11 protein-coding genes are annotated in these 14,076 nt (G+C 55.0%); 8 read left to right on the forward strand and 3 right to left on the reverse strand.

All coding sequences use genetic code 11. The features are described 5' to 3' along the window. Positions 1-879: 879 nt before the first annotated feature. Positions 880-1,965 carry an ABC transporter ATP-binding protein gene (locus IV433_RS03870; protein ID WP_165059893.1) on the reverse strand — a complete coding sequence of 362 codons (1,086 nt, stop codon included), beginning with the start codon at positions 1,963-1,965 and terminating at the stop codon, positions 880-882. A gap of 249 nt (positions 1,966-2,214) precedes the next feature. After that, positions 2,215-3,771 carry a MocR-like pyridoxine biosynthesis transcription factor PdxR gene (pdxR, locus tag IV433_RS03875; protein ID WP_229893197.1) on the reverse strand — a complete coding sequence of 519 codons (1,557 nt, stop codon included), beginning with the start codon at positions 3,769-3,771 and terminating at the stop codon, positions 2,215-2,217. A 145-nt stretch (positions 3,772-3,916) separates the two neighbouring features. Between pdxR and IV433_RS03880 the strand changes: the two genes are divergently transcribed. The 8 genes from IV433_RS03880 (at position 3,917) to IV433_RS03915 (ending at position 13,365) form a co-directional block, all read left to right on the forward strand. Continuing rightward, positions 3,917-5,185, forward strand: coding sequence for a 4-aminobutyrate--2-oxoglutarate transaminase (locus IV433_RS03880; RefSeq protein ID WP_195813090.1), 1,269 nt, complete (start codon positions 3,917-3,919; stop codon positions 5,183-5,185). Positions 5,186-5,193: 8 nt separating this feature from the next. Beyond that, on the forward strand, positions 5,194-6,648 hold the full coding sequence (locus IV433_RS03885; protein ID WP_195813091.1) for an NAD-dependent succinate-semialdehyde dehydrogenase: 1,455 nt from the start codon (positions 5,194-5,196) through the stop codon (positions 6,646-6,648). A gap of 268 nt (positions 6,649-6,916) precedes the next feature. Further along, positions 6,917-7,945 carry an ABC transporter substrate-binding protein gene (locus tag IV433_RS03890; RefSeq protein ID WP_195813092.1) on the forward strand — a complete coding sequence of 343 codons (1,029 nt, stop codon included), beginning with the start codon at positions 6,917-6,919 and terminating at the stop codon, positions 7,943-7,945. 167 nt (positions 7,946-8,112) lie between these two features. Next, positions 8,113-9,378, forward strand: a complete 1,266-nt coding sequence (locus tag IV433_RS03895; protein ID WP_195813093.1) for an ABC transporter permease — start codon at positions 8,113-8,115, stop codon at positions 9,376-9,378. Between the two features lie 12 nt (positions 9,379-9,390). Then, on the forward strand, positions 9,391-10,230 hold the full coding sequence (locus IV433_RS03900; RefSeq protein WP_370530238.1) for an ABC transporter permease: 840 nt from the start codon (positions 9,391-9,393) through the stop codon (positions 10,228-10,230). A gap of 87 nt (positions 10,231-10,317) precedes the next feature. Continuing rightward, on the forward strand, positions 10,318-11,052 hold the full coding sequence (locus IV433_RS03905) for an SDR family NAD(P)-dependent oxidoreductase (RefSeq protein WP_104925205.1): 735 nt from the start codon (positions 10,318-10,320) through the stop codon (positions 11,050-11,052). After that, positions 11,045-12,094 (forward strand): phosphotransferase, encoded by a 1,050-nt coding sequence (locus IV433_RS03910; protein ID WP_195813094.1) that lies wholly within the window; start codon positions 11,045-11,047, stop codon positions 12,092-12,094. The genes IV433_RS03905 and IV433_RS03910 overlap by 8 nt, the downstream gene beginning before the upstream one ends. 11 nt (positions 12,095-12,105) lie before the next feature. Next, positions 12,106-13,365 carry an aspartate aminotransferase family protein gene (locus IV433_RS03915; protein ID WP_195813095.1) on the forward strand — a complete coding sequence of 420 codons (1,260 nt, stop codon included), beginning with the start codon at positions 12,106-12,108 and terminating at the stop codon, positions 13,363-13,365. Positions 13,366-13,367: 2 nt separating this feature from the next. Here IV433_RS03915 and IV433_RS03920 read toward each other — a convergent pair whose 3' ends face one another. Further along, complete coding sequence (locus tag IV433_RS03920; RefSeq protein WP_195813096.1) at positions 13,368-14,039, reverse strand: GntR family transcriptional regulator; 672 nt, start codon at positions 14,037-14,039, stop codon at positions 13,368-13,370. Positions 14,040-14,076 lie beyond the last annotated feature (37 nt).

Raw genomic sequence — 14,076 nt, forward strand, 5'->3', positions numbered from 1 at the left:
TCTTAGGATTTCAGAAGCATGTGATATCAGCTCTGTATTTTATGATTACAGGATAGAATGATTCTGACACCTCTGAGATTACAAAATCCTGAAACGTGCGTATATGAATTGTAGGATTACAGGATTAAGTAATCTTTGAATCATTAGTTATCAATAGAAGAACACACAGGTATCTACGGTACTTAAGGATTCCAGGATGACATGCTTCCGTAATCTTAGAGAGGATTACAGGATTACACGTTGATGAGTGCTCACTGGACTTATCTTGTTATGTGTATCATGTAATCCTGGGATTTAGAGTGAATCTCAGGATTACATGATACTGCTTTGGGATTCTGTGATTCCATAATCATACTATTTAAATCAATTATTTATCTACACAACGCGAAGCTGAGTATAATTAGCCATCAGAGGATGTCAGGATTCCATGATTTTCTACAGGATTTTGAGATTGCAGGATATCCATAAAAAATCTCGGGATTGTAGGATTCTCATGATGCGCGGGGATTCAGAAATTCCATGATTATGGAGATAATGTATGCAGAATATTAAGATTAAAGGATTCTGGGATTCTTGCATTTAGCAGGATCTTAAAATCTCAGAATCATCAAGGTTCGCGATGGATGTTGGGATGATGGGATTCAGGATTGTGTGATTTTATGATTATGAAATACAGGCCTGAAGGATGTTGTGATTATAAGATTCTGGGATTTATCTTGTGATGACAAGATGACAAGATGACAAGATGACAAGATGACAAGATGACAAGATGACAAGATGACAAGATGACAAGATGACAATATGTGAAAATGATAAATCCCAAGATTATAAAATCTCAGGATTTTAGGATTGTAAGATTCAGGAATTTGAAAGGCGGAATTAATGGGTCACAACATCAAGGGCACGCAGATGTTCAGGCAGCCAGGAAAGCAGAACTTCTGATCCGGCTTTCCAGTCCGGATTCATATGTGCGGCAGAAAGCTTAACCATGAAATTATCCTGACCAGCAACTTCAGTCATCATACGAACATGGTCGCCCAGATAGATGAACTGTTTAATCCGCGCTTTGACCTGTTCCATACCCGGCTGAGGATTGTTGATACTGATCCGCTCGGGGCGGATTGAGAGCAAGATTTTCTTACCGGGTGAACTCGGGCGAATTTTAACGGCGCGCAGAATTGTGCCGTCATCGAGCGATGCACGATAAAAATCACCTTCGGCTGCCGTATTGGTTGCAAGCAGACTGTTATTTTCTCCGATGAACTGCGCAACAAACGCATTATCCGGTTTTTCATAAATCACACTCGGGCTGTCCATCTGCTGGATAACGCCGTCGTTAAATACCGCAACGCGGTCAGACATGGTCATCGCTTCGCTTTGATCGTGTGTCACATAGACAATCGTAAGATCCAGCATCTGGTGCAATTGCTTGATTTCCATTTGCATATGTTCGCGAAGCTGTTTATCCAGCGCCCCGAGCGGCTCATCCATCAACACCAGTTTCGGTTCGAACACCAGAGCGCGGGCGAGGGCGACACGCTGCTGTTGCCCGCCGGACATTTGCGCCGGATAGCGATCAGCCAGCGGTTTCAGTTTGACCATATCCAGAATACGGTCAACTTTCTCCTTGATATCCGTCTTGTTAAGACGACGTATCGTCAGCGGAAACGCCAGATTTTCAGCCACCGTCATGTGCGGGAACAAGGCATAATTCTGGAAAACCATCCCGATATCACGCTGATGCGGAGGCAAATTATGCAAAGGTTTATCGCGCAGCAGAATTTCTCCCTGAGTCGGCGTTTCAAACCCTGCAAGCATCATCAGGCTGGTCGTCTTGCCGGAACCTGACGGGCCAAGCAGCGTCAAAAATTCACCCTCATGGACATCAAGATTGAGGTTTTTAACGACCAGTTTATCGCCGTCATAGCTCTTCTTGATATTTTTGAAGCTGACATACGTTCTCATAACAGGTACTCCGCAAAGAAAATACTGGAAAGTGGATGACGCAACCCGGCACAAATCATGCATAAAACATCCTCAGAAGGAGTGTTTGTGTGGCGTTATTAAAAATCTTTACCACCCGTCCGAAACGCTAACAAGCATTTTTTAGCAAAAAACCACAAAAAAAAAGCCTGAGAGAAATCTCGCAGGCTTATGAATTTTATTGCTATTTTAAAAGTTTATTTGCTTATTGCTAGCAATGTGAAAGAGGGGTTACGCAGGATCAGGCAAGTCATCAGCTTCCGTTTCGGTGATCTCAATCAGCGCCTCCTGCGCACTACAAGATTGCAGCCTGCGCCGCAAACAATCCACGATATGCCCAAACGCGGGCACAATTTCTTCCTCCGAAACACCGCCATAACCGAGCAAAAGCCCGCGCCGCGGGGCAGGACGCAGGTAATACGCGGAAAGCGGGCGGGTCAGCACATGCTTTTGCTCCAGCTCAGCGCTGAGCGCCACGTCATCAATCGAATCCGGCAACGACAAAATCAGATGCAATCCGGCATTACTGTTTTCGCTTAAAAACTCCGGCCCGAGCTCCTGTTCAATCAGCTTCGTCAGCACATTACGCCGCTTGCCATAAATCAGCCGCATCCGGCGGATATGTGCCGCGTAATGGCCTTCGCGTATAAATTCCGCCAGCGTCAGTTGCGTCAGTCCGTTACCCGCCCGGTACAACTCGGAATGCGCAATCTTGAGGCGCGAAGCCAGAGGGCGCGGCAAAACGACGTAACTGATTCGCATCGCCGGGTACAGCGTTTTGCTGAACGTCCCGATGTAAATCACCGGCGCATCGCTGCTCAGTCCCTGCAACGCGGGGATCGGACTGCCGGAATAACGAAATTCGCTGTCGTAATCATCTTCCACCACCCAGCTGCCTTGCTGGCTGGCCATCGCGAGAATTTTTTGTCTGCGCGCCAGACTCATTACCGCACCCAGCGGATAGTGATGTGACGGTGTCACGCATATCAGTTTAGGCGCGCGGTTTTCTGGCGGATTTTCAGGCGGATCCATACCGTTTTCATCCACCGGAATCGGCTGAATGTCCACGCCGTTGATGGTTAGTACATTGCGAATGCCCCAGTAGCTGGGTTCTTCAATCCAGGCGACATCGCCCGGGTCGCAAAGCATTTTTGCCAGTAAATCCAGTGCCTGATGCGTACCGGCGGTGATGAGGATCTGGTCGGCAGTGCAGTCCACCGAGCGTGCAATACGCAGATAATCAGCGAGCGCATGCTGAAGTTCCGGGCAGCCACCGTGGCGAGAATAGGTGAGATATTCCGGATGCAGACGGCGGCTCAGGCGGTTTTGCAGCTTGCGCCAGATGTCGTGAGGAAACTTTGTGACATCCGGCACGCCCGGCATAAATGCGCCCCACTGGTGCGACGCCACGCCGGTGCGCGTCAGCAAATTTGAACCGCGTTTGGAAAGTGAAACATGGCTGCGGTGCGGGGCACAGCGCGTAATGGTTTTGTCCGCAATCACGCCGTCTTCCGGTAAATCTGATGTGACGAAGGTACCACTTCCGGCACGTGTCTGAATGTAACCCTCGGCCTGCAATTGCTCGTAGACCGCCAGTACCGTATTGCGCGAAATATCCAGTTCTTTGGCCAGGTCCCGGGATGCAGGCAAACGGCTGCCGGGGCTGATGCTGCCGTCAAAGATAGCCTGTTGTAATGCCTGATAAACACGCCTGTTCAGCGTGCCTCCGGAAGATTCAGAAAGCCCGGTGAGACGCTGAAAAATGAGGTCAGAGAGCAATGAGCGCAAAAGTGGATCCTCAAAATAATTGAAACTGGTTCTGGATTATAGAACCGCTGGCGGGATAAAAAACAAGGACGGATTGCTATTTCGACAAATTGTTCACCTTGCAACCGGCAATCTTCAAAACATAACCTTCAGGCAGGAGCGAAAGATGAGTCACAGCGAACTGGAAAAACGCCGTAAAGAAGCGACACCGCGTGGTGTCGGCGTCATGTGTGATTTCTATGCAGCGAAGGCGGAAAACGCGACGTTGTGGGATGAGCAGGGCCGTGAATATATCGATTTCACCGCCGGGATCGCCGTGCTGAATACCGGCCACCGCCATCCGAAAATTGTCGAAGCGATCCGCAAACAGCTCGACCTGTTCATGCACACCGCCTACCAGATTGTGCCTTATGCAAGCTTTGTCACATTGGCTGAACGCATCAACGAAATCGCGCCGGTGTCAGGAAAAGCGAAAACCACCTTCTTCAGTACCGGTGCCGAAGCGGTAGAAAACGCGGTAAAAATTGCCCGCGCTGCCACCGGTCGCCCCGGCATTATCACTTTCTCCGGCGCATTCCACGGCCGCACCTTACTGACCATGGCGCTGACCGGGAAAGTTGTGCCGTACAAAGTGGGTTTCGGTCCGTTCCCGGCGTCGGTATTCCACGGGCAGTATCCGAATGCGCAACACGGCGTCAGCACAGAAATGGCGCTGGACAGCATCGAGCGAATTTTCCGCAGCGATATCAGCCCGCAGCAGGTTGCCGCCATTCTTTACGAACCGATTCAGGGCGAGGGTGGTTTTAATATTGCGCCGGAAGATTTTGTGAAAGGTCTGCGCGACATCTGCGACCGTCACGGCATCGTGCTGATTGCGGATGAAGTGCAGAGCGGCTTTGCGCGCACCGGTAAAATGTTCGCGTCAGATTACTATCCGAATGCTCAACCTGATTTAGTCACTATGGCGAAAAGCCTGGGCGGCGGGATCCCGATTTCAGGCGTGACCGGCCGCGCTGAACTGATGGACGCGCCGGAACCGGGCGGTCTGGGCGGCACTTACGCGGGCAACCCGCTGGCGGTGGCATCGGCGCTGGCGGTTCTCGAAATCATCGAAGAAGAAAAACTCTGCGAACGTGCCAGTCGTCTGGGTGCGGAACTGGTTGAAACGCTGGAAAAAGCCAAAGCGAAATGCCCGGCGCTGGTTGATGTGCGTGCGCGCGGTTCCATGGTCGCGGCAGAATTCAACGATCCGGCGACAGGCAAACCGTCGGCTGAGCTGACAAAACAGTATCTGCGTAAAGCGCTGGATGCCGGACTGCTGATGCTGAGCTGCGGCGTCCACGGCAACGTGATCCGTTTCCTGTATCCGCTGACCATTCCTGATGCGCAGTTCAAAGACGCACTGGCTATTTTGTCCCGCGTGCTGGCTGACTGAGGAACGTTATGCAACTCAAACATACTGAACTCCTGCGCCAGCAATGCCTGATCAACGGTGAATGGTCCGACAGCGAAAATGGCGAACGCGAGGACGTCATCAACCCGGCAACGGGCGCGGTGATCGGCAGCGTACCGCAGATCACCACCGCGCAAACGGCGCAGGTTATTGCTTACGCCGAACAGGCGCAGGCGGTCTGGCGGGAAAAAACGGCCAAACAACGTGCCGCGCTGATGCAGAAATGGGCGCAGCTGATGCTCGAACATGCGGACGATCTGGCCGCATTGCTGACCGCTGAACAGGGCAAACCGCTGGCGGAGGCAAAAGGCGAAATCGTCTATGCCGCATCGTTTATCGAATGGTTTGCCGAAGAGGCGAAGCGCGTGGAAGGCAGCGTGCTGGCACCGGTTCAGGCGTCACAACGCATGCTGGTTCTGAAACAACCGATTGGTGTGTGCGCGGCCATTACGCCCTGGAATTTCCCGGCGGCGATGATCACCCGTAAAGCTGCACCGGCGCTGGCCGCAGGTTGCGCGATGATCGTGAAACCCGCAGAGCAAACGCCGCTCAGCGCTTTAGCGCTCGGGCAACTGGCGGTGGAAGCGGGCATTCCGGCGGGCGTATTGCAGGTGATCACCGGTTCCGCGCAGGAAGTCGGCAAAGTGCTGTGCGCGAGCCCGGTGGTCCGCAAACTGAGCTTTACCGGATCCACCGAAATCGGGCGCATCCTGATGGCGCAAAGTGCGCCTACGGTTAAAAAACTCTCTCTCGAACTGGGCGGTAACGCGCCGTTTATCGTGTTCGATGACGCCAATCTCGAGCGCGCCGTGGCCGGTATTATGGCTTCGAAATTCCGCAACAGCGGGCAAACCTGCGTCTGCGCTAACCGGATTTATGTCCAGCAGGGGATTTACCCGTCGCTGGTGAAACGGCTGGTGGAAGAAGTGGAAAAACTGAAAGTGGGCGAGGGCTCTCAAACCGGTGTCACGCAGGGGCCGCTGATCGACGACGCAGCCGTCAGCAAAGTGCGTGAGCATATCGACGATGCGCTGTCACACGGGGCAACAATACTGACCGGCGGCGAGCCACACGCGCTGGGCGGCACGTTCTTCCAGCCTACCGTGGTCGGCGGTGTGACATCCGCGATGAAATTTGCCCGTGAAGAAACCTTCGGGCCGGTCGCGCCGGTTTTCAGCTTTACCGATGAAGCGCAGGTGGTGGCGATGGCGAACGATACCGAATTCGGGCTGGCTGCTTATATTTTCACGCGTGACGCTGCGCGCCAGTGGCGGGTGCCGGAAGCTCTGGAATACGGCATGGTGGGCATCAATACCGGTCTGATTTCCAACGAAGTCGCGCCGTTCGGCGGTATCAAACAGTCCGGTCTGGGGAGGGAAGGGTCCCGCCACGGTATGGATGACTATCTGGAAATGAAATATCTGTGCATCGAACTGGGTGAGTAATCCTGACGCACAACGTCCCGATAGGGTGCAGAAATGCACGTCAGCTGTGCAAGGTTCAACAATAAAAAGAAACTGAGTGGTCGTGAGGCACAAAAAAATCACATAACGCCTCTGCAAAACCTGTCCGCCCGCCATTTACGGCGTGGCGGACGGACTCAACAGTAATGGCATGGTTTATGCTTCATTATAAAATATGATGCATCATGTTTTTAACAATGCCGTTACCTTAGCGCTTTCCTTACTTTTTAGTTAACCCAGGAGTCACAGCATGTTTAAAAAGATTGCCCTTACCACTCTTCTCGCCGGGTTGGTGTTTCAGGCCCAGGCTGAATCTCTGACAGTGATCTCTTTCGGCGGTCTGAATAAAGACGCTCAGGACAAAGCGTTTTACAAACCTTTTGCAGCCGCCGGTAAAGGTAACATCGAGCCGGGCGAATACAACGGTGAAATGGCCCGTATCCGCGCCATGGTAGAAACCAAACAGGTGGGCTGGGACGTGGTGGAAGTCGAAAGCCCGGAACTGATCCGTGGCTGTGATGAAGGGCTGTTTGAACCGCTGGACTGGAGCAAACTGGGCGACAAAACGCAGTACGTGCCGGGCGCGGTCACCGAGTGCGGTGCGGGCATTTTCCTGTGGTCAACCGTGCTGACGTATGACGCCAGCAAACTGAAAAAAGCGCCGACCAGCTGGGCTGATTTCTGGGATGTAAAAGATTTTCCGGGCAAACGCGCACTGCGCAAAAGCGCCAAATTCACGCTGGAAATCGCTTTACTGGCCGATGGCGTGAAGCGTGAAGACATCTATAAAGTGCTCGCCACGCCAGCCGGTGTGGAACGTGCCTTCAAAAAACTCGATCAAATCAAACCGAACATTCAGTGGTGGGAATCTGGCGCGCAACCGCTTCAGTGGCTGGTGTCCGGCGATGTTGTGATGACTTCCGCCTACAACGGCCGCGTGAGCGCCGCGCAGGGTGAAGGCCATGATTTCAAAATGGTCTGGGACAACAGCCTCTATGACCTCGACAGCTGGGCCATCGTGAAAGGGTCCAAACACAAAGATCTGGCCGAACAGTTCATCGCTTTCGCCAACAAACCTGAAAACCAGAAAGTCTTCGCCGAAACCATCCCTTACGGCCCGACTGAAAAATCAGTCACCGGCATGATTGACCCTAAATATGCGCAGAACCTGCCAACCGCCGAGAAAAACCTGGCAGGCGCTTTGCAGGTAGATACTAACTTCTGGATTGAGCATGGCGAAGACTTAGAACAGCGCTTCAACGCCTGGGCTGCTAAGTAAATACCCGTCATCCTTTGGTCTGACCCGGCGTTGGCTTCATATGCTCGCCCCGGTCACAGTCTTTTGACTGTTGCCGGGGATCCGCTTCGCTTGCCGCCCTGATTCAGTCTGAATGATTTTGTGCTTTGAGTTAGGTAATACCAGAGAATTTGCCGCGGGAGAAAATTATGAGCCAGACCGAAATGCTGACGACACCGGTGCCTGACGACGCCGCTTCAGGGCCGACGCTGCGTCAGCGCCTGCGCAAAGTAGAAGCGGCGTATACGCGACGTTCTTTGCTGCTGATTGCGCCACTTTTGTTGTTTGTGATTATCAGCTTCCTGTTCCCGATTGCGTCCATTTTGGGCAAGAGCGTGACCAACCCGGAGCTTGGCGAAACCCTCCCGGAAACCGTGGCGCAGCTTGCACATTGGAAAGGCAAAACCGTGCCGGATGAAGCGACGTTTTCCGCGCTGGTGACGGATCTGCGCAACGCCCGTAACAGCGGCCAGATGGCGACTGTCGCCAAACGTCTGAGCTATGAGGATAACCGCTACCGGAGCCTGATCACCGGCACATTACGCCATGTTCCCGAAGGCACCGCGCCGGTCAAAGAGGCGCTGATCCAGAGCATGCCGCTGTGGGGCGAAATGAGCACCTGGCAGACGTTGCAGCGCGCGGCGAAACCGCTGACTTCCTATTATCTGCTGGCCGCGTTTGACCGCAAAGTTGACGTCGATACCGGCAAAATTACGGCGCTGCCGCCGGACCAGGCGCTGTACGTTAACGTGCTGCTTCGCACCTTGTGGATGGCGCTGGTCGTCACCCTGTGCTGCGTCGCGCTCGGTTATCCGCTGGCGTACTGGCTGGCGAAACAACCGGCCGGTCGCGCCAACTTACTGATGATTCTGGTGTTGCTGCCGTTCTGGACATCGCTGATTGTCCGCACTGCCAGCTGGATTGTTTTGCTGCAATCCGGTGGCCTGATCAACCGCGCGCTGCTTTCCACCGGCATCATCGACCACCCGCTGGTGATGGTGTTCAACCGTCTCGGCGTTTACATCTCAATGACGCACATCATGCTGCCGTTTATCGTTCTTCCTTTATATGCCGTGATGAAAGGCATTTCGCCGAACTATGTCCGCGCGGCGATTTCACTCGGCGCGCATCCTTTCTCCGCGTTCTGGCGGGTGTACGTGCCGCAAACTTATGCCGGTGTCACGGCGGGTGCGCTGCTGGTGTTCATGATGGCGATTGGTTACTACATCACGCCCGCGCTGCTCGGCGGGCCGGGCGATCAGATGGTCAGCTATTTTGTGGCGTTCTTCACCAATACCACGATGAACTGGGGAATGGCGGCGGCGCTCGGGAGCCAGTTGCTGGTGATTGTGGTTCTGCTTTATATCGTTTATATCCGCGTGACGCGCACCAAAGCCGAAGTGGCTGCGAACTAAAGGAGCCCGACCATGAAACACAGTATGAAACAAAAAGGGGCGCTGATTTTGCGGTTGTGGCGCTGGTGTTTCAACTTCTACAGCGCGGCAATCTTGCTGTTTCTGATTGTGCCGGTGCTGATTATCGTGCCGCTGTCGTTTAATTCCGGCTCGTTTCTGAGCTATCCGTTGACCGGTTTTTCGCTGCGCTGGTATCACACATTCTTCCACTCGGACGAATGGCTGAGTTCGCTGGGGAACAGCCTGCTGATTGCACCGCTGGCGACGATTCTGGCCACCGTTTTGGGCGTTCTGGCCTCTGTCGGATTAGTGCGCGGTGAGTTTCGCGGCAAATCGCTGGTGATGGCAATTATGATTTCGCCAATGATTGCGCCGGTGGTCATCATCGCCGTCGGGATGTTCTTCTTCTTTGCCCGCGTTTCCCTGCTCAACAGTTATCTGGGGCTGGTGCTGGCGCACGCGTTGCTCGGCGTGCCTTTTGTGGTGATTACCGTGACGGCAATCCTCAAGAACTACGACCGCAATTTATCACGCGCCGCCGCCAGTCTGGGCGCTTCGCCGTGGCGCGTATTTCGTAAAGTGACGCTGCCGCTGATTGCGCCCGGCGTATTTTCCGGTGCGCTGTTTGCGTTTGCGGCCTCGTTTGACGAAGTGGTGGTGACATTATTCCTCGCCAGCCCGCGTCAGCGCACGTTGCCGATCCAGATGTTCGCCGGTATCCGCGAAAACCTTGACCCGACGATTGCCGCTGCGGCGTCGCTGATGGTCGGCGCATCGCTGATTTTACTGCTGGTGATGGAACTGCTGCGTCGCCGTGGCGAACGCCTGCGCCATTCTTCCGCCGCACAGTAAACATTAAATGACTCCGAGGACTTTACAGGTCCTCTTTTTTTGATTATTTCTGATGCATCAAATATCAAAACGACAAGGACCTTCATCATGACAGAGAAAAAAACGTTACTGCTGACCGGGGCAAGCCGCGGTATCGGTCACGCAACGGTGAAACATTTTTATGCTGCAGGATGGCGGATTTTCACCGCGTCGCGTCAGAACTGGGTGGACGAATGTCCGTGGGCAGAAGGTTTTCTCAACCATATTCATCTGGATCTGGAAGACATCGACAGCGTACAAAAAGCGTTGCCGATGATTAAAGAGCGCCTCGGCGGAAGGCTTGATGCGCTGGTGGATAACGCCGGGATTTCGCCAAAAACGCCGACGGGCGGGCGCATGGGCGTGCTCGGCAGCGATTACGCCACCTGGTTGCAGGTGTTCAACGTCAACCTGTTCTCGACGGCGATTCTGGCGACCGGATTATTTGATGAACTTAAGGCCGCGCAGGGCAGCATCATCAACGTTACGTCGATTGCGGGCAGCAAAGTGCACCCTTTTGCGGGCGTGGCGTATGCCTGTTCCAAAGCTGCACTTTCCACGCTGACCCGTGAAATGGCGCATGAGTTTGGCCCGCACGGCGTGCGCGTTAATGCGATTGCGCCGGGGGAAATCGATACCGCCATTCTGTCGCCGGGTACGCAGGAAATCGTCGAGCGCAGCGTGCCGTTACAGCGTCTGGGCAAGGCCGAAGAAGTGGCGTCTCTGATTTATTTCCTCTGCACGTCGGGCGCGTCCTATGTGAACGGCGCGGAGATCCACGTTAACGGCGGTCAGCATGTCTGAAGCGCCTTCACTGCTGACTACCGAAGTGCCGCGCGTCAGCCCGTCGCAGGCCGAAAACATCGCCGCGCAGGTCTACGGGCTGGAAGGTTCCGCGCAGGTGTTGGGCGGAGAGCGCGACAGCAATTTTTGCCTGACCACGCTTTCAGGCCGCGCTTACATGCTGCGGTTTGTGAATCCGGCAGAAGTGCCGGAAGAGGTCGATTTTCAGACCGCCATTCTCAGTCATCTTGCCTTGCGCGACAGCCAGCTGCCGGTGCCGCGTTTGCAGGAAAGCCGCAGCGGCGAACTGACGCCGCAGGTCAGCGTCGCCGGGCAGAACCTGACTCTGCGCGCCGTCAGTTATCTTCCGGGTACCGCACAATTTCAGGTGCCACGGTCTCAGACACTGATGCGCGAACTCGGCGACACGCTGGCGCGTCTTGACATTGCGCTCAGCGATTTTGAACACCCCGGGGCGAAACGGGATTTGCTGTGGGATATCAGCGATATGTCGCGCCTTGAAGGCTGGATCCCGCATCTGACTGACCCGGTGCAGCGCCACACTATCAGCCGCGTGCTGGATATCCATCAGCAAAAAGTGGTGCCCGCCAGCCGCTTTTTGCGCAAACAGGTGATCCACAACGATCTGAACGCGCACAACGTACTGGTTAAAAGCGCAGACCCGAAGCGTCTGGCGGGGATTATCGATTTTGGCGATGCGCTGCGTGCGCCGCTGATCAATGAACTGGCGACGGCGCTGGCGTATCAGCTCGACAGCCAGGGCGAAAATCTCTTCCAGTATTGCCGTCCGATGATTGCGGCGTACACCGCCCGCCAGCCGCTGAGTGAGGCGGAACAACACGTTTTGCCTGAACTCGTGGCCTCGCGGCTGGCGCTGAGCCTGCTGATTGCCCAGCACCGTGCCGTGCTATATCCGCAAAATCGTGATTATATTTTGCGTAATCAGACGCACGCGTGGGGCAGTTTATCGCGTCTGATGGCGCTGTCGTTTTCGCAGACTGGCGAGATTTTCAGTCAGTCTTGTACGTCTGAATTGCCGTAAAGGGAGCAAAAATGCTGACTCAGCAACAGGTTCTGGAAGGCCGCCAGCAGTGGCTGGGCGGCGGTTATCGTCTGTTTTATCAGGAACCGCTGCACGTCGTGCGCGGCGAAGGCGTCTGGTTGTTCGACAGCGAAGGGCGTCGCTATCTGGATGCTTACAACAACGTGGCGTCCGTGGGACATTGCCATCCGGCTGTTGTGGAAGCGATTGCCGCGCAGGCGGCGCAGCTCAACACGCACACGCGGTATCTTAATGACGCCATTGTGGAGTTTGCCGAGGATTTTCTGACAGAGTTTCCGCCGGAACTGCGCAATCTCACCATGACCTGCACCGGCAGCGAAGCCAACGATCTGGCGCTGCGCGTGGCGCGGCAAATCACCGGCGGGCAGGGCGTTCTGGTCACGCGCTGGGCGTATCATGGCGTCACCAGCGCACTGGCCGAACTTTCGCCATCGCTCTGCGACGGTTTTGAGCAGGGCAAAAATGTCTGGCTCATTGATGCGCCGGACACCTTCCGCCGTCAGGGCGCTTTCGCCGGTGGCGTGGAACGGGCGCTGGAAGAAATGAAACAGGCTGGCGTAAAACCCGCGGCGCTGCTGGTAGACACGATTTTCTCCAGCGACGGCGTTTTCAGCCCTGAACCGGCCGAAATGCAGCGTGCGGTGGCGCAGGTTCGTGCGGCGGGCGGGTTATTTATCGCCGACGAAGTGCAGCCTGGTTTTGGCCGCACCGGCAGCCAGCGCTGGGGCTTTGCCCGTTACGGCGTGATGCCGGATCTGGTGAGTCTGGGCAAACCGATGGGCAACGGCCATCCGGTCGCCGGGCTGGTGGGCAGGCCGGAACTGTTCGCGGAATTTGGCCGCCGTCAGCGTTATTTCAACACCTTCGGCGGCAATCCGGTTTCGTGCCGCGCGGCGCATGCGGTTTTGCAGGTTTTACGCCGTGAAGAGCTGCAACAAAACGCGCAACGGACGGGGGAAATTCTGCGGGAAGGGCTGCTGAAACTGGCGGCGCGTTACCCGGTGATCGGCGATGTGCGCGGTGACGGTTTGTTCATCGGCGTGGAACTGGTGAGCGATCAGCGCAACACGCCCGCGCCTGAGCTGGCGGCGTTTGTCGTTAACCAGATGCGGCACAAACAGATCCTGATCAGCGCCACCGGCCCGGCGGCGAACGTCCTCAAAATCCGCCCGCCGATGGTCTTTCAGCCCGAACACGCCACGCTGTTGCTGGAAACGCTGGCGGGCGTACTGGCAGATATCCCGCTCTGAAATCACCTGTCCCGGCTGGCGGCCAGGAATTCGACCATCTTCTGGCTGCCGTCGAGAATGTCTTCCTGAATGGCTTTTCTTGCCGTTGCGCTGTCGCCTTTGCGCAGTGCGCGCAAGATTTCTTCGTGATGTTCGATCGCCATCCGCTCGGAAAAATGTGCGTACGCCTGGGCAATCAGCGGGCCGGTTCGCATCCATAAACTGTCGATGAAATTACTCAGCAGCGGCATCCGCGCGCTTTCGGCCAGCATCAGATGAAATTCACTGTTAAGCCGCAGCGCCTCCGGCAAATCTTCGCTGCTGATGGCTTTTCGGTTGTTTTCAATGTTCTGTGCGATGCGCTGTAACTCATATTCGGTAACTGTCTGCGCCGCTTTTTCCGCCCCAAGGCCTTCGAGATCTAAACGCAACGTGCGGATTTCCTGATACTGCTGTTCATCCAGCTGCGGAACACGAATATCTTTCGGTGTGCGCATTTCCAGCGCCTGCTCTTTTGCCAGCTGCAAAATCGCATCACGCACCGGCGTCACGCTGGTGCCGACCTGTTCCGCAAGTTCGCGGATCCGCAGGCGGTCATTGGGTTTCAGGCGGCCGGTAATCAGGGCTTCACGCAAGGTGGCGTAGACGCTGCTGCCCAGATAGGCGTGGTTAATTGAGCTGATGGGATAATTCAAAGTTCACCGTAGCAATAGAGTGCGCGCACCCGGATTA

This window comes from Rahnella laticis, assembly GCF_015644585.1.
Classification (GTDB): domain Bacteria; phylum Pseudomonadota; class Gammaproteobacteria; order Enterobacterales; family Enterobacteriaceae; genus Rahnella; species Rahnella laticis.

Coding starts and splice junctions, on each gene's coding strand:
- IV433_RS03870 (WP_165059893.1), bottom strand. CDS start 1,965: ATGAGAACGTATGTCAGCTTCAAAAATATCAAGAAGAGCTATGACGGC.
- IV433_RS03880 (WP_195813090.1), top strand. CDS start 3,917: ATGAGTCACAGCGAACTGGAAAAACGCCGTAAAGAAGCGACACCGCGT.
- IV433_RS03885 (WP_195813091.1), top strand. CDS start 5,194: ATGCAACTCAAACATACTGAACTCCTGCGCCAGCAATGCCTGATCAAC.
- IV433_RS03890 (WP_195813092.1), top strand. CDS start 6,917: ATGTTTAAAAAGATTGCCCTTACCACTCTTCTCGCCGGGTTGGTGTTT.
- IV433_RS03895 (WP_195813093.1), top strand. CDS start 8,113: ATGAGCCAGACCGAAATGCTGACGACACCGGTGCCTGACGACGCCGCT.
- IV433_RS03900 (WP_370530238.1), top strand. CDS start 9,391: ATGAAACACAGTATGAAACAAAAAGGGGCGCTGATTTTGCGGTTGTGG.
- IV433_RS03905 (WP_104925205.1), top strand. CDS start 10,318: ATGACAGAGAAAAAAACGTTACTGCTGACCGGGGCAAGCCGCGGTATC.
- IV433_RS03910 (WP_195813094.1), top strand. CDS start 11,045: ATGTCTGAAGCGCCTTCACTGCTGACTACCGAAGTGCCGCGCGTCAGC.
- IV433_RS03915 (WP_195813095.1), top strand. CDS start 12,106: ATGCTGACTCAGCAACAGGTTCTGGAAGGCCGCCAGCAGTGGCTGGGC.